Genomic DNA, 19,260 nt, shown 5'->3' with positions numbered 1-19,260 from the left:
TATCTGGCTTTCCGATATTGACCCTTAGGTGTTCTCTCCAGTTCAACGATATCTGAACATCCGATATCCTAGCCGTGCAGCGAATGAGCGGGGAGCGCCCCGGCGCACGACGCAGAACGTTACCGCATGTTGGGAGAGCCGAAATGATGCGCACCAGCGCTAGCCACCCGTTACTGATTGCAGAGTTGCCTGTTGGAGCCCATGGAGGCGGCATAGGGGTGACATTTGCGCCAGGCAAGTACCAGGAAGTCGCCATGACTGGAGCATGGGCGAGAGACCTAGATGTGGACGTCTCGGCTATTCAGGACTGGGGTGCCACTCACCTAGTCACCTTGCTTGAGCCTTGGGAGCTCAAGGACCTTCGAATCGAGAGCTTACCGGCGATAGTGGCGGGGAAGGGCATCTCTTGGCATGGACTGCCAATCACTGATGGAGCCGCACCAGACGACAGACTCCTCAAAGATTGGCTACAGCTAAGTGCTGAGCTCGTCGCTGACATGCTGAGCGGTCAAAGGATCGTGGTCCACTGCAAGGGGGGGTTGGGACGCGCGGGAACGGTCGCTGCCATGCTTTTGCTGCAGTCTGGCGAGGCCAAGCGGGCATCGGATGCCATCCACATGGTGCGGCATGCCAGGCCAGGCGCAATCGAAACGATTGCTCAAGAGGAGTTCCTAGAGTACTGGGCGCAGAGCCTTCACCCGGGCGGAGCTTGACCACTCAGGTGCGCAGTCAGGAACTCAAGGACGAGTTGCCTGTGGATCCAGAACTCGAGGGCTTCTTAGGTCTGGATCCAGAAATCGACGGCGTCTCCATAGTGGATCTTCGCGAGGGTTCAGGGCACATCAAAAATTCGCTGCCTCGAAAGCTAAGAACCTTGCTGTCGCACGAATCAGGGTCTTGTGCTGGGGCCGGACCAGCGCTATCGCTGACTAAGGCAGGGCAACCTCCAGGGACTGTACTGCGACGGCGCGATCAATAGACATCTGTCAGATGTATCGCCACCACTATCGATCTAATGAATGCTGACTCAGCCGATGCGTGCTGCCTTAGGAGTTACGATCTGACTGCACTCGTGGCCGAGGCGAAACGCCACGACGTACAGGACCGTGGCATCCATCGGCATACCTGAGCCCATCCGAATGACGACCTTACGCTGACCGTGCGACAGTGATACTCCCAGTTCCCGCAGGACCTCAATGCGCTGCTGCAGCCCGTCGTAGATGTCTAGCTTGTCGACTTCTGAATACAGGTCTTGGCAGTCGCGATACTCACGGTAGTAGTCGACCAGTGCAGCAAACTCGCTCGCCGCCTCGCGCGACAGCTCGAAAGCCGGTTCGGACAGATCCATGTCGCACGAAACGATCAGGCTGGCCAGCTCGCGCCCAGCAGCAAGCGGGGACACCGCCAGGGTGATGTAGTCGCGCTCAAACTGCGCTTGCGCCGCCTGCAGTTCCTCGTCTGTCGGCAGCGAGAAAGGCTTGTTGAGTGCATCGATGTCATTGAAATCGAAGGCGCGCGCCAGTGCGCGACGGGTGTCGAAACTGGCCGAGTCACCCTGCTCAACCCGCTGAACTGTTCGCACGTTCAGGCCCGAGATCTCGGCCAATTGTTCTTGCGACCAATGACGCAACTGGCGGAACTGGCGAATGCAGGCGCCAACCTCAGCAGCGGTAAGCAGGCGAGGCGGGGTCTTGGTGGTCATAGAAGATAACTCCGGAGGGGTAGGGAGCCCAGATTAGGAGGGTGCCGAACTTGGAAACATGACAGTCGCCCGACAGGCCCCCGACACAGATCAACTGCCAGGACTTGCCCCAACGAGAAATCCGGGGCAACTGCTTATGCGCCCGTGATGTTCTCCCCGTGCCCCCAGAGGGGGGCGAGGCCCAACTGCCTAGTCACTCACCACAGACCCCACCCTAGACGCGCAGGCGATCCGGGACAGCTCTATGGCGAGGGCTGATGGGGGGTCAATGGCTCCAACTCTGGCAAAACACCCCCAAATTGATGATGCAGTGCATTCATCCATGCCAGAACTGGTTCGCCTGGCCACAGGTGCGCCAGATTCAGAAGGGTTAGCATGGCAAGCGCATTGCTGTTCATGGCCACCCCCGCCAGAAGCGCGCCCGGGTAGCCATTTAACTGCCTTGCCAAGGGGTGAATCCCGGCATGGAGATAGGAGTTCAAGCCGACATAAAGGCATTGTCTGGCTCTGCCCAACAACTGTGATGCTCCTCGGGGCCCAGAGGACTCAAGCTTTACGAGCATGTCCTGAACGCCAGGGAGCCTCTTTGCCGCTTGCTGACTCTCCAGAGTCAGGGGCGCAAGAAGCTTCTCGATGTCGGTGTCGGTAGCTGCATAACATGCCCAGGTTGCACGCACGAGGGCCTCATACTGGGGCCGGACCAGCGAGATTGCTGACTGGGGCAGAGTAGCGATCAGGGACTGTACTGCCACGGCGTGATCAAGGGACATCTGGCAAAGTGCCGCCACCGCCGTCGATCTTCGGTCACGTCCATGCTCTATCTCCATCCAAGCGGCTCGAATTTCACCCAAGAGCTCTAAGGAGCCCTCCAGCACAGACGCCCGATCCTGGTCAGCCGATTGAGGCACAAGTCATCCTAGAATCGTGATCTGCAGGCAAGAGTAACGGCTCGTCCATCGGGCAAAGCCCTCAGTTGGCCGGCTGGGCTGCAGCATCTGTTAGCCGGTAATCTCTGCATTGCATCATCCGTGCATCAGCAATTTCTGCGTTGCGTCAGTCGCAAGTCAAATTTTTCTGCAATGGACCGTCTTGCACTGAAATTTTATTCCTCAAAAGCTGAAATCTCTGCAATGGCACCCTAAGAATGTCTGCGATGAACAGCGTTCTGGTCCGCGCGCGATTGCTTCCTATATTGCAACCATACGCTCAGCCAGCCAACCGCCGGGATCCATGATCGCGCGAGCGGACGATCCCGGTCGCAAATGGCTGGCTGCCGTCACTCTCGTGGCTTTGAGCGATCAAGGGGAGCAGTCTGGCCCACGTGTCGAACAGAAGCCTTGGATCTTGGTGGATCAGAAGCGAAACCCGCAGCGCATCTTCCATCGCCTTGAGGTAGCCGCGGCGTATCTCAAGTGCGTTCTCGCAAGCATTGGGGCGACCAAGAATTTGTGTGATCGCGGAGGCCATAGCAGTCTGGACAGGAGGGGAGGGGAAGGCGATAGTCTGCAAACGTCTAGACGATCCCGCAATGAGCATCCTCAACGTTCTCCTCACTCGTGACCACCTCGTCGTCGCAGCGGATACCCTGGCAGAGGATGCTCTCACAGGGGCGTATTCCGCGGGGGCAAAGCTGCTGCTGATCCCTCAGCACAACGTAGTGCTTGCTGCGCGCGGGTCTACGCAATTCTTCCTGGGGGGCTCGCAGAATTCGGAAAAAATCGTACGCTAAGGTTTTCCGGGCATCCGTAGGGGCCGAAACTTCCCGTCTTCCAGTCTGCGGCTCTGCCGCCAGACGTAATCGCCGGTGAGGTTGATGTGCTCCCAGCCCAGCGGCGACAGGAATTGCAGCAGCTCGCCGTCCACCGGCTTGCCGGCCTCGACCAACCCCTGGGTGGCGCGCTCCAGGTACACCGTGTTCCACAGCACGATAGCCGCCGTCACCAGGTTGAGGCCGCTGGCCCGGTAGCGCTGCTGCTCGAAGCTCCGATCCCTGATTTCCCCAAGGCGGTTGAAGAACACCGCCCTGGCCAGCGAGTTGCGCGCCTCACCTTTGTTCAGGCCGGCATGCACGCGGCGGCGCAGCTCAACACTTTGCAGCCAGTCTAGGATGAACAGCGTGCGTTCGATCCGGCCCAGCTCGCGCAGGGCCACGGCCAGGCCGTTCTGGCGCGGATAGCTGCCGAGCTTGCGCAGCATCAGCGAGGCAGTGACGGTGCCCTGTTTGATCGAGCTGGCCAGGCGCAGGATGTCGTCCCAATGGGCGCGGACGTGCTTGATGTTCAGGGTGCCGCCGATCAGCGGCCGCAGCGTCGGGTAGGTCTGCACGCCCTGCGGCACGTACAGCTTGGTTTCGCCGAGGTCGCGGATGCGCGGCGCGAAACGGAAGCCCAGCAGGTGCATCAGGGCGAAGACGTGATCGGTGAAGCCGGCCGTGTCGGTGTAGTGCTCCTCGATCCGCAGGTCGGACTCGTGGTACAGCAGGCCGTCGAGCACATAGGTGGAATCGCGCACGCCGACATTCACCACGCGGGTGCTGAACGGCGCGTACTGGTCGGAGATATGGGTGTAGAACAGCCGTCCCGGCTCACTGCCGTACTTCGGGTTGACGTGTCTGGTGCTCTCGCCCCGGCCGCCAGCCCGGAAACGCTGGCCATCGGAGGATGAGGTGGTGCCGTCGCCCCAGTGGGCGGCGAAGGCATGCTGGTACTGGTGGTTGACCAGCTCGGCCAGGGCCGCCGAATAGGTCTCGTCGCGGATGTGCCAGGCTTGCAGCCAGGACAGCTTGGCGTAGGTCAGACCGGGGCTCGACTCGGCCATCTTGGTCAGCCCGAGGTTGATCGCATCACCGAGGATCGCGGACAGCAGCAACGTCCGGTCTTTGGCCTCGGCCCCGTCCTTCAGGTGGGTGAAGTGGCGGCTGAAGCCCGTCCAGTCGTCCACGTCCATCAGCAGTTCGGTGATCTTGATGCGCGGCAGTAACTGACTGGTCTGGTCGATCAGCGCCTGCGCCCGATCCGGCACCGCCGCATCCAGCGGGGTGATCTTCAACCCGGACTCGGTGAGGATGGCATCGGGCAGCTCGTTGTCCTTGGCCAGGCGGGCGACAGTGGCCAACTGCTCGTCCAGCAGCTGCAAGCGCTCTTCCAGATACTGGTCGCTGTTCGGGTTGATCGCCAGCGGCAGGGCCTGTTCCCGCTTGAGCGCGGCGAACTTCTCGGCCGGCAGCAGGTAGTCGTCGAAGTCGCGGAACTGCCGCGAGCCCTTGACCCAGATGTCGCCGGAGCGCAGGGCGTTCTTCAGCTCGGACAGGGCGCAGATTTCGTAGAAGCGCCGGTCGAGGCCTTCCGGGGTGATCACCAGTGGCTTCCAGCGCGGCTTGATGAAGGCGGTGGGAGCATCGGCCGGCACCTTGCGCAGGTTGTCGGCGTTCATCTCGCGCAGCGTCTGCACGGCTGCCAGCACGCCCTGCGCGGCCGGGGCGGCGCGCAGCTCCAATACCTCCAGCAGAGCCGGCGTGTAGCGGCGCAGGGTGGCGAAGTTCTCGCCGACCAGGTGCAGGTGGTCGAAGCCCTCCGGCCGGGCCAGCAGCTCGGCTTCGCTGACGCTCTCGGTGAACTCGTCCCAGGGGATCACCGCCTCGATGGCGGCATAGGGGTCGCTGCCGGCTTCCTTGGCCTCCAGCAGCGCCTGGCCGATCTTGGAGTACAGGCGCACCTTGTCGTTGATCGCCTTGCCCTGCTTCTGGAACTGCTGCTGATGCTTGTGCTTCGCGCCGCTGAACAGCTTGACTAGGATGCGGTCGTGCAGATCCACCAGCTCATCAATCACGGTTGCAGTGCTCTCCAGCACCACGGCGGCCAGGGTCGCATAGCGCCGCTGCGGCTCGAACTTGCCGAGGTCTTTGGGCGTCATCTGCCCACCCTCGCGGGCCAGCTTGAGCAGGCGGTTCTGGTGGATGTGCCGGCCCAGGACTTCGGGCAAGTCCACCAGCTGAAATGTCTTCAGCCGCTCGATGTGCTCAAGCATGTGCCGAGAGTTGGGTTTCAGCGGTGCCTGGCGCAGCCAGGTCAACCAGGTGATGCTGCTGCCGGCCTTGAGCTTCAACAGCTCGTCCAGCTTGGCCCGATGCGAGTCCGTGAGCGGTTCAACCAGGGCGCGGTAGACCCGCCGATTGGCCCGTGCAATGGCCTCCGAGCAAGCCCGGTCGATCACGCTCAACGCCGGCAGGATGCGTCGCTTCTGCCGCAGGCTCTCCAGCGCCTGGCCGGCCAGCAGCAAGCCCTTGTCGGTCTGCTGGGCCAGTTCGGTCAGCTCGCGCACCAGGGCGCGGAAGTCGGACAGGCCGAACGGGGCCAGTTGAAGGTAGGTGCGCAGTTCCTGGGCGTGCTCGCGACGGGTCACATCGCGCTCGCCGTACTTCGTCCAACTCGCCGGATCGGTCTGGACTTGCTTGGCCACCCACAGGATGACCGGTTCGGGCAGCTCGCTGTCAGTGCCCAACGCATAGCCGGGGTAGCGCAGCAGGCAGAGTTGCACGGCGAAGCCGAGGCGGTTGGCGTCGCCGCGCCGCTGACGGATCAGCGACAGGTCGGAGTCGTTGAAGGTGTAGTAGCGGATCAGGTCATCCTGGCTTTCTGGCAACGCGAGCAGGGTGCCCCGCTCCGTGGCCGAGAGGATCAAGCGACGCGGCATGTGTCAGTCGTCCGTGCGGAGGTACTGGTAGAGGGTTTCCCGGCTGATGTTGAACTCGCGGGCAAGCTGCGCCTTGGGCTCGCCGGCCGTCGCTCGCTGCCGCAGGGTAGCAGCCTGCTCATCGGACAGGGCTTTCTTGCGGCCCCGGTACGCGCCACGCTGCTTGGCCAAGGTGATGCCCTCACGCTGCCGCTCGCGGATCAGGGCGCGCTCGAACTCAGCGAAGGCCCCCATCACCGACAGCATCAGGTTGGCCATCGGCGAGTCCTCGCCAGTGAACACCAGGCCCTCCTTCAGGAACTCGATGCGCACGCCGCGTTGAGTCAGCTTCTGTACCAAGCGACGCAGGTCATCGAGGTTGCGGGCCAGCCGGTCCATGCTGTGCACCACCACTGTATCGCCTTCGCGGACGAAGCTCAGCTGTCGTTTTCAGAAGACGGCTGCACTGAACGTCAGAAGCCGACTGCACTATAGCAGCGGAGGGGTTGGATCCATCAGGCAACGACGGGCTGCTGCCGGCCAATAGCCGACAATGACGACACTGGAAATCCCCGCCTGTGAGCGTCGGCTCAGGGCGGGACAGCGTCATCCAGCTACCTGCGCCACTGACTCAGCCTTGTCCAGCCGGCCGCGCCGCACGAACAGACTGACCAGCCGTTGACGGATCGCCACCTGGAGTTCCGCCAGTTGTTCCGGCGTGATGCGAATTTCACCCGCTCGACGAGCGCAACACCGGCGCCGCCTACGCCAAGAACCGGCGAATCGAACTCAAACTCACGAACCGCTGAGCGCCGCGTCACCGCGCTGCTGCGCCAGCCAGTCGCGCGGGGCGCAGCCCATGCGCACGCGGAAGGCGCGCGCCAGAGCGTTCGGGCTGCCGTAGCCGACGCGGTCGGCCACCACCGCCACCGGCCGCCCCTGCTTGAGCAGGGTGCAACTGACGTTCATCCGCCAGTCGGCCAGATAGTCGCCCGGCGTGACGCCCACCGCGTCCTTGAACGCGGCGGCGAAGCGCGCGCGTGACATGCCCGCCTTCGCCGCCAGCGCCTCGAGCGACCACGCGGTCTGCGGCGCATCGTGCATGGCGGTTATGGCGCGCGCGAGTTTCGGGTCGGCCAGGCCCGCCAGCAGTCCGGTGGCGCCAAGCCGCCCATCCATCAGATAACGCAGCAACTGGATCAGTAGCAACTCGTACAAGCGGTCGATGGCGGCCTGCCGACCGCACTGGTCGCGCTCGGCTTCGGCAAACAGCAACTCTAGCGTCGGCCCGAGGCCGGGCAAGTCCGCCAACGGAATCAGCAGCATCGACGGCAAGGCCATGGCCAACGGATTGCCCGTCGAAGCGCCCAGGTCGACCTCCGCACACAACAGCTCAGCGGTATCGCCGGGGGCGGCGACAAAACGATGCGACGCCACGCGCGGATAAAACAGCAGGCTCGGCTCGGTAACCAGCAGATCTTCATGCACGGGCGAACGCGCCGTAATCGGGCCGCGCCGCACCAGATGGATATAGCCATGCGGCGCCGCGTAATGATGCTGCCCACAGAAGGCGCCGCTGTGAAAAACGCGCGCCGAAAGCGAGTAGTGCCGGAGCAAGCCGGCCAGTCGATCCGCCATTCCACTCTCCATATAAGACGATAGGTTACGTATTTGATACTTTACGTGCCATATCGTACCAAACAAAGGGCGATCATGCCCACGTGCTCTTGCACCTCACCCACTACGGAGATAGACATGACCCAAATCGCCCCCCTGACCATCGACACCGCTGACGCCGCTACCGCTGCCACACTCAAGGCCGTCAAAGCCAAGCTTGGCATGGTGCCGAACCTGTTCGCCACGCTGGCCCACGCGCCGGCGGCGCTCAATGGCTACCTCGGCTTGTCCGAAACGCTGGGCACCGGCCGCCTGAATGCCTCCCAGCGCGAGATCGTTGCGCTCGCTGCCGGTCAAGCCAATCGCTGCCAGTATTGCCTGAGCGCACACACCCTGATCGGCAAAGGTGCCGGACTGTCGGCAGAGGCCATCGCCGCGGCCCGCACCGGCCAGGCGGCCAACGCACTTGACGATGCAATCGCCGGCTTTGCCCGCGCGCTGGTCGAGCAACGCGGCGTGGTGTCGGCCGACGCCATGGCCAACTACCGCCGCGCGGGGCTCGACGACGGCCTGATACTGGAAGTGATCGCCAACGTCGCGCTGAACACGCTCACCAACTACACCAACCACATCGCCGACACCACGGTGGATTTCCCCGTGGTCGCCGTCTGATCTCCATAGGCATATAAGGAGAACACGATGAAAATCGCACTCACCGGCGCTCTGCTCGCCAGCGCCCTCGTCCTGCCACTGGCCGTCACGGCCGGCGACTTTTCGCCCTATGTGGGGTCGTCTCAGAAAACGGAAAATAAAGCACTCTAAGAGTCGCTAACACCACTGCCCAAGAGACCCGCATGAAGCAGTTATGCTTCATGCCCTCATGGCAAGACAACCCGTTAGCAAAGAACTGTGGCTGCAGTTGCAGCCCCTGATCCCCACCTTCACTCCCTCCGCCAAAGGTGGCGCACGCAAGCTCGCAGTGAGCGATGAGGCCGCCCTCAACGGCATCTTGTTCGTGTTGCATACCGGCATTCCATGGGAAGACCTCCCACAATCCCTTGGCTATGGCAGCGGCATGACTTGCTGGCGGCGACTTCGGAATTGGAGCGCAGCAGGGGTTTGGCAGAGGTTGCACCAGGCCATGCTGATGCGTTTGCGTGAACACGACCAGATCGATTGGAGCCGGGCCAGTATTGATGGCTCTTCGGTACCAAGCCCCCGGGGGGCCAGGAAACAGGCCCGAACCCCACCGACAGAGGAAAACTCGGCTCCAAGCGGCACATCGTCGTAGACGCCAGAGGCATCCCGCTGGTGGTTCTTGTCAGCGGGGCGAACAGACATGACTCCATGATGTTCGAGCGGTGCTTGGATGCGATCCCTGGCGTTGCAGGCCTGCAGGGTCGACCTCGCAAGCGACCAGCGAAGCTGCATGCTGACAAAGGCTATGACTACAAACGCTGCCGTGCCCATCTGAGGCAGCGAGGCATATCCAGCCGCATTGCCAGGCGCGGCATTGAAAGCAGCGAAAGGCTGGGCAAACATCGCTGGGTAGTGGAGAGGACGCACGGATGGTTTGCTGGCTTTGGCAAACTGCGAATCCGCTTTGAAAGGCGCCTTGACATCCACGAAGCGCTTTTGAAGTTGGCAGCCGCGATCATCTGCGCACGCTTCGTGGATAGGTGGTGTTAGCGGCTCTAAGCCGATGGCGTAGGTGGCACTCATCGTGTCACGTGCGGGCAAGCAGCTTCTCGCCATCGGGGCGCAACTCGCCCTTGGGCGAAATGTGCCGGTACAGGGTCTGCCGTGTGATTCCAAGCTCCAGACACAGGTCACCCACCTTGGTTTCTGGCTGGCCCATCGCGGCCATGGCCAGCCGCAGCTTGGCTGCGGTCATCTTGAACGGACGCCCGCCCTTTCGACCGCGCGCCCGCGCCGACGCCAGGCCGGCAATGGTGCGCTCGGCAATCAGTTCGCGCTCGAACTCGGCTAGTGCCGCAAAGATGCCAAAGACCAGCTTGCCAGCTGCCGTCGTGGTGTCGATGGCAGCGCCATGTCCGGTCAGCACTTTTAGCCCGACACCGCGCCCGGTCATATCGTGCACGGTGTTGATGAGGTGACGCAGGTCCCGACCCAGCCGGTCGAGCTTCCAGACCACCAGCGTGTCACCTGGCCGTAGCGCTTTGAGGCATGCGACCAGACCGGGGCGGTCCTCGCGCTTGCCGGACACCTGATCATCATAGAGGTGGGCCGGATCGACGCCGGCAGCAACCAGCGCATCGCGCTGCAAGTCCGTCCCCTGGGTGCCGTCAGCCTTGGATACCCGCATGTAGCCAATTTGCATATTTTGTCCTGTCACATATACGTTCGATTATGTGACAGTTTGCATCGGGAAGCTCTGCACGTCAAAATTTGTCACTTAACCCGTCATTCTGTCTAAGGCATGCAAAGGGTAGGCTAGGCTCATAATGTGACAGAAATTCCGGGGGGATGCCTTCCTTCGCGAAGGTGGCGCGCAACTGTTCCAAGGAAGCGGGGTCGCGCCGACCATAGGAAGCCAACGCGAACAGCGAGCGTGCCGTCTCGGGGTTGTGTCGTGCTTCAATGATGGCCTCATCAATGGCCTGGATTGCACGCTGCCAGTGATCGACGGGTTCGGGCTTCGGCGCTTTCGCCGGCAGGCCACTGGTGAACCCGGTTTGGGGCTCGGACCAGAATAGCTTTGCGTGCTCGCCTGGCGGGCTTATATCCCTCACCTCAATCAAGCTGATTGCCGTTGCCGCCGCCTCCAGCATCTGCAACCGTACTGCCGGGTTCAGGGTTTCATACGGTCGCCACAGACTTTGCCCAGCACGCAGCGGATGCCCGCAGCATTCCCAGATTTGGCGGAGATACCCCGCGTAGGTGCCGCACGTCGAAAGCGGGGTGTTCAGCTCATCGAGCAGCGTGCGTAGCAGCCTAAACCACAATCCGGCGTGGATGCGTCGGCGCGGCAACTCCACGTGGCCGGTCGTCAGTGCCTGCCAGGTACGCTGGTCCATCGCCGCAATCGCGTCGCTGGCAGTGCGCGGTTCGGCGTCGGCGTTCTCCCAGCCGAGAAACCGCCCTGGCACGCCCCAATAGGATTCCAGCCAGCAGCCATGCAGTGGGCAGCTCAGCATCAGGGGCAGCTTCCACGCGAGCAGTACGGCTTGGTTCTCCGGATCGTTCAGGCAGAGCGGACAGGCGCGGTGTATCGGTTGGGTGGGCAGCCAGGCACGCCAGCTCGTGATGGATCGCGTCTTACGGCGGAGTCTCGGCAGCAGTACCGAGAGCTGGAACGCATAGGTTTCCAATGCGGCTGGAATCTGATCATCAAGGCTGTCCAGTAGCCAAGGCACCCAGCCGGCGAAACTCATGCAGCGCAGCCGATCCAGCTCGATACCGCTCCGCTGGGAGAGCATCGCCAGCAGCGCCAGTGGTGGCGCGGTGTCCAGGTCATCAACCTGGCCGTGACCAAGATCGTGCTCCAGCAGCTCGGACACTTCCATGTGATAGCAAAGGGCCACGCGGTTGAGCCACGAAGACAGGGCTTCGGCTTCCCTGGGTGCCGGATGCAGTGGCCAGCGTGGCGCTGGCTTCACATCAGTTCCCGCTCGAATTGCCGCCGCCGCTCGCTGGGACCGGTGTAATCGGCCATGCTGAGCGTGCGGTGGTTGATCGCTTCCTCACTACTCTCCACGGCGGCCACGGCCGCCGCCATCAATAGGTGCGCCAGCTCGCCAATAGTGCCCTCGCTGCGCGTGAGCAGGTAGCGAGCCATGTCCAGCGTGGCAATCGACGAAGGTCGCCGCAGCGGGAGCGAAGCCGCGAAGCTGGCCAGCAGTGAACAGCAATCGTCGTTGGCCTCCCACACCGGCAGCATCATCGGCTCGAAGCGATTTTCCAACTGGTCATCCGAGCGGATGGCCAGGTAGGCGTCGCGTGTGCCCACACCGACCAGCGGGATGCGCAATTCGTTGCCGAGGAAGCGCAGCAGGTTGAGGAATTCCCGGCGGTTGACGCTGTTGCCGGCCAGGACGTTGTGCAGCTCGTCGATCACCAGCAAACGCACACCGAGCTTGCGCAGCAGTGTCAGCGCCAGTTGCTCTATTTCCGGCAGCCGTGGGCGCGGTCGCAATGGTGCTCCCATCGCCGCGAGCAGCGCGACGTAGAAGCGGATCACCGATGGCTCGGACGGCATCTGCACGACCAATACCGGGATGTGCTCCTGGTCGGCGTCGGAGCTGGCCGGGTGGGCGCGGCGGAACTTCTCGACGATCATCGACTTGCCGTTGTTGGTTGGACCGACCAACAGCAGGTTGGGCATGCGTTGTTTGTTTGGCCACGTATACAGGGCTTCCAGCCGGTTCAACGCCTCGACTGCTCGCGGATAGCCGATCCAGCGGTCGGCGCGAAGGCGATGGATGCGCTCGTCCGCCGGGAGACGGGCCAAGCCCTGGGCCGCCGGCAGCAGGTGGGACAGGTCGATGATGGGATATTCGTCCACGGCTACCACTCCTCAATCTGGTCGAACGGTTTGGCAGGTGGCTGGTTGTCCGCCTGCGGGTCTGCCATGTCCGTGTCCGCTGGTGGCGTGGTTTTGACAGGTTGTTCCGTTGACTTGAGATGCTGGCGTCGATCCGCGTCGCGCCGCGCCTTGCGCGTGGCTTTCTGCGCAGTGGTCACGATTTCGCGCATCTGCCCGATCATGCGGAACAGCGCCGACTCATCCACCTGTTCGCGCCCTTGCTGCCGCAATTTCGCCAGCGCCTGCCGTTGTTCCCAGAGGGTGACAGCCGGGTGCGACAAGGTACGGTATGGAATTTCCAGATAGTGCTGCCCCTCCGGCTCCAGCACCCAAATGCGGCTGATGTCGCGTGGGTCGCGCCGGATCAGGAACGCAGGCAGGCGGTCGCGCCGAGCTATCCACGGCTTGAGCGCATCGGCGTAGTAGTGGATGTGGTCGATGACGAAGCCAGTGCGGGTCAGGGTGCGGCGGAGGACGGGCAGGAAATCGACCAGAAAAGCCGTGGTGCGAGTGATGACGGTTGGAACGCCGGTACGCGCGACAGCTTCGGCCCAGCGTGCGGCCGGCGGTTGGAGCAGGCCGTTGTGCACGGAGCCGTGATAGGTGCCAACCGCCAATGCGAGCCAGCGTTCCAGCTCGCGCAGTGTCAGGGCGGCCATCTTCTCGGAGGCGTATTCCCCGCGCTGGTCAGGGTTGGAGAAGGTCGTCCCCGGCAATTCGTCGTGGATCATTTGCATCGCCGTGCCGATGATCCGTTCCACGATGCCGCCATAGTGCGGCTGCCCGAGAGGCCGATAGTCCAACCGGATGCCATGCTGCTCGCAGCCACGGCGTAGCGCCTCGCTCTTGAATTCGGCCGCGTTGTCCAGGTAGAGCAGCGCGGGCTTGCCGCTCATCGGCCAGTCCATTTCCACGTCCAACCTTTCCAACCAAGGGCGCTTGTCGCAACCGGCGTGTGCGAGGCACAGGCCGACCGAGACGGCAGATGGCGCTTCTAACGTGACCACCATGCCAACCACGCAGCGGGTGAACACGTCGATGGCGAGGGTCAGGTACGGACGGCCAATCGGTTGCCGGTCGCGCTCGTCCACCACGATCAGGTCGATGACTGTGTGGTCGATCTGTACCTGCTCCAGCGGTGCGGAGACTGGCGGAGGAACACCGCCAACACCTTGCAGGATGCGGGACGCATCCTGGCCTTCCCGAAGTCGAGTGGTCTTGAGTGGATCAAGGCTGGCGATCCGCAACGCGACCGTGTTGCGCGCCGGCATCCGCAGCTTTTGCAGCTTGCACACCCGCGCAACTTCACGGTGGAACGCCGCCAAGCTGCGCTTCTGCTTGGTCAGGAAGCGCTTTTGCAGTAGCTCGCGGATGATTCGTTCGACCGACTCCGGCAAGCGGCCTTTACCTTTGCCACCGCTCGACTGTCCAAGAGCCAAATCAGTGACCAGCCCCGAACCTTGCCGGGCACGGCGGATCAGGACGTAGACCTGCCGCCGGGACAGACCCAGCGCCTGGGCTGCTGCGTCGGCCGCTTCATGCCCGACCGTCTCCGACTGCGCCAACGGCCCAATGATCTCCGCGCGGCAGCGAGCACGCTCCCATGCCTGTTCTGACAGGGTGGCTACGCCGCGCTCGGCAATCGGTACGGTATCGGTCGCCATGCTCGCCTCGCTTTGGTGCACACGAGTATTGAGCATAGACGAGTTTCGTGCAGAGGAGTCCTGATATCGGGCTGTCAGGAGCCGTATGCACAGCAGGCTTCATGTCTCGTTGATTGGTGCAGTCGTCTTCTGAAAATGACATCAGCAGCGCTTCGAGCTGGGGGCGCTGGGTGTCCTTGCCCGATGCCTTGTCGGTGAACACCTTGCTCACCTGTGTCTGTTCCAGCTGGCGTTCCGGGTTCTGGTCGAAGCTGCTGACCCGGACGTAGCCGATGCGGTGCCCCTGCACGATGTCTCCTTGGTTGAAGGCGGCTTAAGTGCTCCTTCTGTTCCGTTGTGCCTCAAACCCCGTTTCTGTCAGGCTGAAATCTATGACCTTCGCAGGCATGTGTCAAAAAATGCGAAAGATGACTCTATTCTGACTAAGCGGCGCGGCCCTGCCTGACATCCAGTTAGGGTATGCCTCAATCTGACGGTAGCGAGTCGCAGGCGTTCGGATCGGCATCGGTTTCGTTCCCTGTCTTGGCACGCGCTTCGAAGCGTTGATAACACTCCAACCCGCAGAAGTGCTCGACGTATTCCGCGCCTTCCGGGGTGAAGGCGGCATCGAGCGGGATTTCCTTGCAGCACACGCAGCAACTGGTGGTGGTCGAGTCACTTGCATTCATGGTGGCACCCCTCCATTGACTGACGAAGACGGCGAATGCCGCCGCCGGCATTGGCTTCGCGAACAGGAAGCCTTGTCCTGTGTCGCAGTCCGCTTGTCGCAATAGATCAAGACTCGCCGATGTTTCCACGCCTTCAGCCACCACATCCATGCCCAGCCCGTGCGCAAGCTGAATCACGGTGTGCACGATGGTTTGGTCGCGGCGGTCGTTGGCGAGCCCGGCGACAAACGATTGGTCGATCTTGAGCGTGCTGATTGGGCAGCACTTCAGATGTTGCAGACAGGAATACCCCGTCCCGAAGTCATCGGCGGCGAAGCGCACACCGATCTGCCGCAAGGCGTCCAGGGCGGGGAAGATCGCCGGATCACCAAACGCGACCGATTCGGTCAGCTCGATTTCGAGATACTCGGCGGGCAACTCGGCATCAGCCAGCACGCCCTTTACCCACCCGTCGAAGTCCGGTCCCACTTGGCTCGCCGAAACATTGACGGCCAGCCGGAACGGTCGCCATGCCAGCATTCGCCAGTCACGCATCTGGCGGCAGGCTTCGCCCAGCACCCAAGCGCCGATTTCAGGCATCAGGCCGGACGATTCGACCACGGGCAGGAACTGGCCCGGTGGCAATAGTCCAAGCGTCGGATGACGCCAGCGCAACAGGGCTTCCGCGCCGACAATCCCACCACTGCGCAGATCGACGACGGGCTGGTAGTGCAGTTCAAGCTGCCCGCGCTCGACCGCTTGGGCCAGTTCCGGCGTCGTCCATCCATCCGGCCGGAAAGCGCTCATTCTCTTTCCCTGAATGCCCGCAACGCCCGCGACAGGGACAGAAGGAACAGGCCGGTCAAACCGAGCGCCGCGATGACCCAATGCTCGCCGAGGAAAGCACCGGCGGTTGTGCCGGCCAGCACGACAGCGAGGATGGGCAGGTGGCAGGGGCAAGTCAGCACAGCCAGTCCGCCCCACAGGTAGCCGGTGATCGGTTTGTGCGTCTCGGACGGCAAGCGCTCGGGGTTGTTCATGGCAGACTCTCCGCGTGCTGTGCCGGCTCGGTCGGCAGGGTGGCCAACTGCACTTCCAGATCGGCCAACGCTTCGCGCCGACGCTCGACGAACTGACGCAGCAGGGCAAGCTGCGCGGCCGCTTCGTCGCCGTCCGCCGCATCCAGCGCCCGGCACAGCCGCGCCAGCGCGTCGAGGCCGATGCCCGCCTCGAAGGCCGCCCGCACGAAGCACAGCCGTTGCAAGGCGGCGTCATCGAACAAGCCGTAGCCGCCTGGTGTGCACGCCACCGGGCGCAGCAATCCGCGCAGCAGGTAGTCGCGCACGATATGCACGCTCACCCCGGCATCAAGAGCCAGCCGGGACACCGTGTAGGCGTTCATTGAACACCTCCTTTTTCTCACCCGGCGCAGCAGGAAAGCTGCTTCACATCCTTGTTGAAGGTCTGCGCCGCGAGCTTCAACCCCTCGACCATCGTCAGGTAGGGGAACAACTGGTCGGCCAGTTCCTGCACCGTCATGCGGTTGCGAATGGCCAGAGCCGCCGTCTGGATCAGTTCACCCGCTTCCGGCGCGACCGCCTGTACGCCGATCAGCCGATGGCTGCCTTCCTCGATAACCAACTTGATGAAGCCGCGTGTGTCGAAGTTGGCGAGCGCACGCGGCACGTTGTCCAAGGTCAAGGTGCGGCTGTCGGTCTCGATCCCGTCGTGGTGGGCTTCCGCCTCGCTGTAGCCCACGGTCGCCACTTGCGGATCGGTGAACACCACGGCCGGCATTGCGGTCAGGTCGAGCGCCGCATCGCCGCCGGTCATGTTGATCGCGGCACGGGTGCCGGCCGCTGCCGCCACATAGACGAACTGCGGCTGGTCGGTGCAGTCGCCGGCCGCGTAGATGTTCGGGTTGCTCGTGCGCATGCCTTGGTCGATGACGATGGCACCTTGCGCATTGACAGTGACCCCCGCTGCGTCCAGCGCGAGGCTGCGCGTGTTCGGTGTCCGACCGGTGGCAACCAGCAGTTTGTCGGCGCGCAATTCACCGTGCGTGGTGGTCAGCACGAATTCACCGTCCATATGGGCGACCTGGCTGGCTTGCGTGTGCTCCAGCACCTCGATGCCCTCGGCACGGAAAGCGGCTGTCACCGCCTCGCCGATGGCCGGGTCTTCACGGAAGAACAAGGTATTGCGCGCCAGGACCGTGACCTTGCTGCCCAGCCGGGCAAAGGCTTGCGCCAGCTCCAGCGCCACCACCGACGAGCCGATTACGGCAAGGCGTTCGGGAATGGTGTCGCTCGCCAGGGCCTCGGTGGAAGTCCAGTAGGGTGACTCTTTCAAGCCCGGAATCGGCGGGACCGCCGGGCTGGCACCCGTGGCGACCAGGCAGCGGTCGAACATCACGACGCGCTCGCCACCCTCGTTCAAACGGACGGTAAGGCTCTGGTCGTCCTTGAAGCGCGCCTCACCGTGCACAACGGTGATGGCCGGATTACCGCCCAGGATGCCTTCGTACTTGGCGTGCCGCAGTTCGTCGACGCGGGCCTGCTGCTGGGCCAGCAGCTTACTGCGGTCAATCGTAGGCACAGTTGCCGCAATACCGCCATCGAACGGGCTTTCCCGGCGCAGATGGGCGATGTGGGCGGCGCGGATCATGATCTTGGACGGCACACAGCCGACATTGACGCAGGTGCCGCCGATGGTGCCGCGCTCGATCAGCGTGACCTGCGCGCCTTGCTCGACGGCCTTCAGCGCCGCCGCCATCGCGGCTCCACCGCTGCCAATGACCGCTACCTGCACCGGGGGCTCGTTGCCACTGTGCTTTTCGGCGGCGGCCATCCATCCCCGCACCTTGTCGAGCAGTCCGACGCGGTTGTCCGCCAGTGGCGCATCGGCTAGCGTTGCCTTGTAGCCCAGTCCGGCCACGGCGGCAGTCAGCGCGTCCGGCGATGTGCCCGGCACGATGGCGAGTTGCGCTGTGCCCTTCGGATAGGACACCAGCGCCGACTGCACGCCTGGCACTTTTTCCAGCGCTTCCTTGACGTGCGCCGCGCACGAGTCGCAAGTCATGCCGGTGATTTTTAGATGGGTCATGCAACAGATCCTTTATCGTTTGTGGCGCCAGACAATGACGTCCGTTGTGCTGCGGTGCCGTTTTCAGTGACTCACTGCTTGACGCTGGACGGATAGCCCGCGTCTGCGGTTGCCTTGGTCAGCTTCTGCACGCTGGTCTTGGCATCGTCGAAGGTGACGACCGCTTGGCGTGTCTCGAAAGTCACGTCAACTTTGCTGACGCCTTCGACCTTGGAAATCGCCTTCTTGACAGTGATCGGGCAGGCGGAGCAGGTCATGCCCGGTACGGACAGCGTGACGGTCTGGGTGGCGGCCCAGACGGGGGCAACAACGGCGGCGAGGGCGAGGGAGGCAAACAGTTTCTTCATGGTGAACTCCGATCAGTAGAAAAATGGCATGACGTAGGGAAATCCGAGCGCGACCAGAACCAGCGCGGCCACGATCCAGAAAATGAGCTTGTAAGTAGCTCGCACTTGGGGAATCGCGCAGACCTCACCCGGTTTGCAGGCCGCTGCCTGCCGGTAGATGCGCCGCCAGGCGAAGAACAACGCCACCAGCGCCACGCCGATAAAGATGGGGCGATAGGGTTCCAACACCGCCAAGTTGCCGATCCAAGCGCCGCTGAACCCCAAGGCGATCAGAACCAACGGCCCGAGGCAGCAAGCCGAGGCGAGGATGGCGGCAAGCCCTCCAGTGAAGAGCGCGCCGCGCCCGGTTTTTGGTTCAGACATGCGCTTGTCCTTTCGAATTGAAATTGGATAGCGTAACCTTACTTCCGTACTCATGTACGGAGTCAAGCGATATGGAAAACAATTTGGAGAACCTGACCATTGGCGTTTTCGCCAAGGCGGCCGGGGTCAATGTGGAGACCATCCGTTTCTATCAGCGCAAGGGCTTGTTGCTGGAGCCTGACAAGCCCTATGGCAGCATCCGCCGCTATGGCGAGGCGAATGTAACGCGGGTGCGCTTCGTGAAATCAGCCCAGCGGCTGGGCTTCAGCCTGGATGAGATCGCCGAGCTGCTGCGGCTGGAGGATGGCACCCATTGCGAGGAAGCCAGCAGTCTGGCCGAGCACAAGCTCAAGGACGTGCGCGAGAAAATGGCTGACCTGGCGCGCATGGAGGCCGTGCTGTCTGAGTTGGTGCGCGCCTGCCATGCGCGAAGGGGGAACGTTTCCTGCCCGCTGATCGCGTCACTACAGGGTGGAGCAAGCTTGGCAGGTTCGGCTATGCCTTAGCGTGCTTTATTTTCCGTTTTCTGAGACGACCCCTTAGAAAGCCTAGTCAAAGAGCTGTCACGAGAACACCGTTAGCTTAGCGTACGATTTTT

22 protein-coding genes and 1 pseudogene are annotated in these 19,260 nt (G+C 62.8%); 6 read left to right on the top strand and 17 right to left on the bottom strand.

Annotation, left to right across the window (positions count from 1 at the left end):
• The first annotated feature begins 83 nt into the window (after positions 1–83).
• Positions 84–713: a cyclin-dependent kinase inhibitor 3 family protein gene (locus ACZLIB_RS11545; RefSeq protein ID WP_306341171.1), complete on the top strand. Its 630-nt coding sequence runs from the start codon at positions 84–86 to the stop codon at positions 711–713.
• A 314-nt stretch (positions 714–1,027) separates the two neighbouring features.
• Here ACZLIB_RS11545 and ACZLIB_RS11540 read toward each other — a convergent pair whose 3' ends face one another.
• The 3 genes from ACZLIB_RS11540 to ACZLIB_RS11530 form a co-directional block, all read right to left on the bottom strand.
• The gene (locus tag ACZLIB_RS11540; protein WP_005413401.1) at positions 1,028–1,702 is read right to left on the bottom strand and encodes a helix-turn-helix domain-containing protein; all 675 of its coding nucleotides are present in this window, start codon (positions 1,700–1,702) and stop codon (positions 1,028–1,030) included.
• Positions 1,703–1,944: 242 nt separating this feature from the next.
• The gene (locus ACZLIB_RS11535; RefSeq protein ID WP_395760189.1) at positions 1,945–2,472 is read right to left on the bottom strand and encodes a DUF6988 family protein; all 528 of its coding nucleotides are present in this window, start codon (positions 2,470–2,472) and stop codon (positions 1,945–1,947) included.
• 436 nt (positions 2,473–2,908) lie between these two features.
• On the bottom strand, positions 2,909–3,169 hold the full coding sequence (locus ACZLIB_RS11530; protein WP_049401600.1) for a hypothetical protein: 261 nt from the start codon (positions 3,167–3,169) through the stop codon (positions 2,909–2,911).
• Positions 3,170–3,230: 61 nt separating this feature from the next.
• Here ACZLIB_RS11530 and ACZLIB_RS11525 point away from each other — a divergent pair, with 61 nt between their 5' ends.
• Entirely contained in the window at positions 3,231–3,431 is a 201-nt protein-coding gene (locus tag ACZLIB_RS11525) for a hypothetical protein (protein ID WP_032966765.1), read from the top strand.
• Here the strand turns inward: ACZLIB_RS11525 and ACZLIB_RS11520 are convergent.
• The 3 genes from ACZLIB_RS11520 to ACZLIB_RS11510 all read right to left on the bottom strand — a co-directional run bounded on the left by ACZLIB_RS11520 (position 3,428) and on the right by ACZLIB_RS11510 (position 8,011).
• On the bottom strand, positions 3,428–6,394 hold the full coding sequence (locus tag ACZLIB_RS11520; protein ID WP_005413400.1) for a Tn3-like element TnAs1 family transposase: 2,967 nt from the start codon (positions 6,392–6,394) through the stop codon (positions 3,428–3,430). The two genes, ACZLIB_RS11525 and ACZLIB_RS11520, sit on opposite strands and share 4 nt — an antisense overlap.
• Positions 6,395–6,397: 3 nt before the next feature.
• Complete coding sequence (locus tag ACZLIB_RS11515) at positions 6,398–6,814, bottom strand: recombinase family protein (RefSeq protein ID WP_478469926.1); 417 nt, start codon at positions 6,812–6,814, stop codon at positions 6,398–6,400.
• 354 nt (positions 6,815–7,168) lie between these two features.
• Positions 7,169–8,011 carry a helix-turn-helix transcriptional regulator gene (locus ACZLIB_RS11510; RefSeq protein ID WP_047306875.1) on the bottom strand — a complete coding sequence of 281 codons (843 nt, stop codon included), beginning with the start codon at positions 8,009–8,011 and terminating at the stop codon, positions 7,169–7,171.
• Positions 8,012–8,128: 117 nt separating this feature from the next.
• On the opposite strand from ACZLIB_RS11510, the gene ACZLIB_RS11505 reads away from it, so the two are divergent.
• The 3 genes from ACZLIB_RS11505 to ACZLIB_RS11495 all read left to right on the top strand — a co-directional run bounded on the left by ACZLIB_RS11505 (position 8,129) and on the right by ACZLIB_RS11495 (position 9,679).
• Positions 8,129–8,662 carry a carboxymuconolactone decarboxylase family protein gene (locus ACZLIB_RS11505; RefSeq protein ID WP_020309197.1) on the top strand — a complete coding sequence of 178 codons (534 nt, stop codon included), beginning with the start codon at positions 8,129–8,131 and terminating at the stop codon, positions 8,660–8,662.
• A gap of 27 nt (positions 8,663–8,689) precedes the next feature.
• Entirely contained in the window at positions 8,690–8,812 is a 123-nt protein-coding gene (locus tag ACZLIB_RS11500) for a hypothetical protein (RefSeq protein WP_256213827.1), read from the top strand.
• 58 nt (positions 8,813–8,870) lie between these two features.
• A protein-coding gene (locus ACZLIB_RS11495) for an IS5 family transposase (RefSeq protein WP_099421609.1) occupies positions 8,871–9,679 on the top strand; the annotation gives its coding sequence in 2 pieces (ribosomal slippage) (positions 8,871–9,201 and positions 9,201–9,679; 810 coding nt in all).
• Positions 9,680–9,716: 37 nt separating this feature from the next.
• On the opposite strand, the gene ACZLIB_RS11490 is transcribed toward ACZLIB_RS11495, so the two are convergent.
• From ACZLIB_RS11490 to merT, 11 genes and pseudogenes are all read right to left on the bottom strand, one after another.
• Positions 9,717–10,331: a recombinase family protein gene (locus ACZLIB_RS11490; RefSeq protein ID WP_047306878.1), complete on the bottom strand. Its 615-nt coding sequence runs from the start codon at positions 10,329–10,331 to the stop codon at positions 9,717–9,719.
• Positions 10,332–10,392: 61 nt separating this feature from the next.
• On the bottom strand, positions 10,393–11,535 hold the full coding sequence (locus tag ACZLIB_RS11485) for a TniQ family protein (protein ID WP_425356159.1): 1,143 nt from the start codon (positions 11,533–11,535) through the stop codon (positions 10,393–10,395).
• A gap of 71 nt (positions 11,536–11,606) precedes the next feature.
• On the bottom strand, positions 11,607–12,515 hold the full coding sequence (locus ACZLIB_RS11480) for a TniB family NTP-binding protein (RefSeq protein ID WP_011494285.1): 909 nt from the start codon (positions 12,513–12,515) through the stop codon (positions 11,607–11,609).
• Positions 12,516–12,517: 2 nt separating this feature from the next.
• On the bottom strand, positions 12,518–14,200 hold the full coding sequence (locus ACZLIB_RS11475) for a Mu transposase C-terminal domain-containing protein (protein ID WP_011494284.1): 1,683 nt from the start codon (positions 14,198–14,200) through the stop codon (positions 12,518–12,520).
• 187 nt (positions 14,201–14,387) lie between these two features.
• A pseudogene (locus ACZLIB_RS11470) lies at positions 14,388–14,489 on the bottom strand (hypothetical protein); the annotation flags it as partial.
• A 175-nt stretch (positions 14,490–14,664) separates the two neighbouring features.
• Complete coding sequence (locus ACZLIB_RS11465; protein ID WP_003132006.1) at positions 14,665–15,654, bottom strand: DUF3330 domain-containing protein; 990 nt, start codon at positions 15,652–15,654, stop codon at positions 14,665–14,667.
• On the bottom strand, positions 15,651–15,887 hold the full coding sequence (merE, locus tag ACZLIB_RS11460) for a broad-spectrum mercury transporter MerE (protein WP_003132004.1): 237 nt from the start codon (positions 15,885–15,887) through the stop codon (positions 15,651–15,653). Before merE ends, ACZLIB_RS11465 begins: the two co-directional genes overlap by 4 nt.
• Positions 15,884–16,249: a mercury resistance co-regulator MerD gene (merD, locus tag ACZLIB_RS11455; protein ID WP_000995360.1), complete on the bottom strand. Its 366-nt coding sequence runs from the start codon at positions 16,247–16,249 to the stop codon at positions 15,884–15,886. Before merD ends, merE begins: the two co-directional genes overlap by 4 nt.
• 17 nt (positions 16,250–16,266) lie before the next feature.
• Positions 16,267–17,952 carry a mercury(II) reductase gene (gene merA, locus ACZLIB_RS11450; protein ID WP_003156770.1) on the bottom strand — a complete coding sequence of 562 codons (1,686 nt, stop codon included), beginning with the start codon at positions 17,950–17,952 and terminating at the stop codon, positions 16,267–16,269.
• A gap of 71 nt (positions 17,953–18,023) precedes the next feature.
• Positions 18,024–18,299: a mercury resistance system periplasmic binding protein MerP gene (merP, locus tag ACZLIB_RS11445; RefSeq protein ID WP_003131987.1), complete on the bottom strand. Its 276-nt coding sequence runs from the start codon at positions 18,297–18,299 to the stop codon at positions 18,024–18,026.
• Between the two features lie 12 nt (positions 18,300–18,311).
• Positions 18,312–18,662, bottom strand: coding sequence for a mercuric ion transporter MerT (gene merT / locus ACZLIB_RS11440; protein ID WP_003131974.1), 351 nt, complete (start codon positions 18,660–18,662; stop codon positions 18,312–18,314).
• Between the two features lie 71 nt (positions 18,663–18,733).
• Here merT and merR point away from each other — a divergent pair, with 71 nt between their 5' ends.
• Positions 18,734–19,168 (top strand): Hg(II)-responsive transcriptional regulator, encoded by a 435-nt coding sequence (merR, locus tag ACZLIB_RS11435; RefSeq protein WP_005413387.1) that lies wholly within the window; start codon positions 18,734–18,736, stop codon positions 19,166–19,168.
• The last annotated feature ends 92 nt before the right edge of the window (positions 19,169–19,260 follow it).

The organism is Stenotrophomonas sp. 220_Sma (genome assembly GCF_056487375.1).
The sequence above is the reverse complement of the archived record's forward strand: the minus strand, read 5'-3'. Positions and strand labels throughout refer to the sequence as shown.

Excerpts from the sequence above, each read along its gene's own strand:
- ACZLIB_RS11525 (WP_032966765.1), top strand. The coding sequence starts at position 3,231 with ATGAGCATCCTCAACGTTCTCCTCACTCGTGACCACCTCGTCGTCGCA.
- ACZLIB_RS11540 (WP_005413401.1), bottom strand. The coding sequence starts at position 1,702 with ATGACCACCAAGACCCCGCCTCGCCTGCTTACCGCTGCTGAGGTTGGC.
- ACZLIB_RS11465 (WP_003132006.1), bottom strand. The coding sequence starts at position 15,654 with ATGAGCGCTTTCCGGCCGGATGGATGGACGACGCCGGAACTGGCCCAA.
- merD (WP_000995360.1), bottom strand. The coding sequence starts at position 16,249 with ATGAACGCCTACACGGTGTCCCGGCTGGCTCTTGATGCCGGGGTGAGC.
- ACZLIB_RS11475 (WP_011494284.1), bottom strand. The coding sequence starts at position 14,200 with ATGGCGACCGATACCGTACCGATTGCCGAGCGCGGCGTAGCCACCCTG.
- merT (WP_003131974.1), bottom strand. The coding sequence starts at position 18,662 with ATGTCTGAACCAAAAACCGGGCGCGGCGCGCTCTTCACTGGAGGGCTT.
- merP (WP_003131987.1), bottom strand. The coding sequence starts at position 18,299 with ATGAAGAAACTGTTTGCCTCCCTCGCCCTCGCCGCCGTTGTTGCCCCC.
- ACZLIB_RS11500 (WP_256213827.1), top strand. The coding sequence starts at position 8,690 with ATGAAAATCGCACTCACCGGCGCTCTGCTCGCCAGCGCCCTCGTCCTG.
- ACZLIB_RS11505 (WP_020309197.1), top strand. The coding sequence starts at position 8,129 with ATGACCCAAATCGCCCCCCTGACCATCGACACCGCTGACGCCGCTACC.
- ACZLIB_RS11530 (WP_049401600.1), bottom strand. The coding sequence starts at position 3,169 with ATGGCCTCCGCGATCACACAAATTCTTGGTCGCCCCAATGCTTGCGAG.
- ACZLIB_RS11510 (WP_047306875.1), bottom strand. The coding sequence starts at position 8,011 with ATGGCGGATCGACTGGCCGGCTTGCTCCGGCACTACTCGCTTTCGGCG.
- merA (WP_003156770.1), bottom strand. The coding sequence starts at position 17,952 with ATGACCCATCTAAAAATCACCGGCATGACTTGCGACTCGTGCGCGGCG.
- ACZLIB_RS11535 (WP_395760189.1), bottom strand. The coding sequence starts at position 2,472 with ATGTCCCTTGATCACGCCGTGGCAGTACAGTCCCTGATCGCTACTCTG.
- ACZLIB_RS11490 (WP_047306878.1), bottom strand. The coding sequence starts at position 10,331 with ATGCAAATTGGCTACATGCGGGTATCCAAGGCTGACGGCACCCAGGGG.
- merR (WP_005413387.1), top strand. The coding sequence starts at position 18,734 with ATGGAAAACAATTTGGAGAACCTGACCATTGGCGTTTTCGCCAAGGCG.
- merE (WP_003132004.1), bottom strand. The coding sequence starts at position 15,887 with ATGAACAACCCCGAGCGCTTGCCGTCCGAGACGCACAAACCGATCACC.
- ACZLIB_RS11545 (WP_306341171.1), top strand. The coding sequence starts at position 84 with ATGAGCGGGGAGCGCCCCGGCGCACGACGCAGAACGTTACCGCATGTT.
- ACZLIB_RS11520 (WP_005413400.1), bottom strand. The coding sequence starts at position 6,394 with ATGCCGCGTCGCTTGATCCTCTCGGCCACGGAGCGGGGCACCCTGCTC.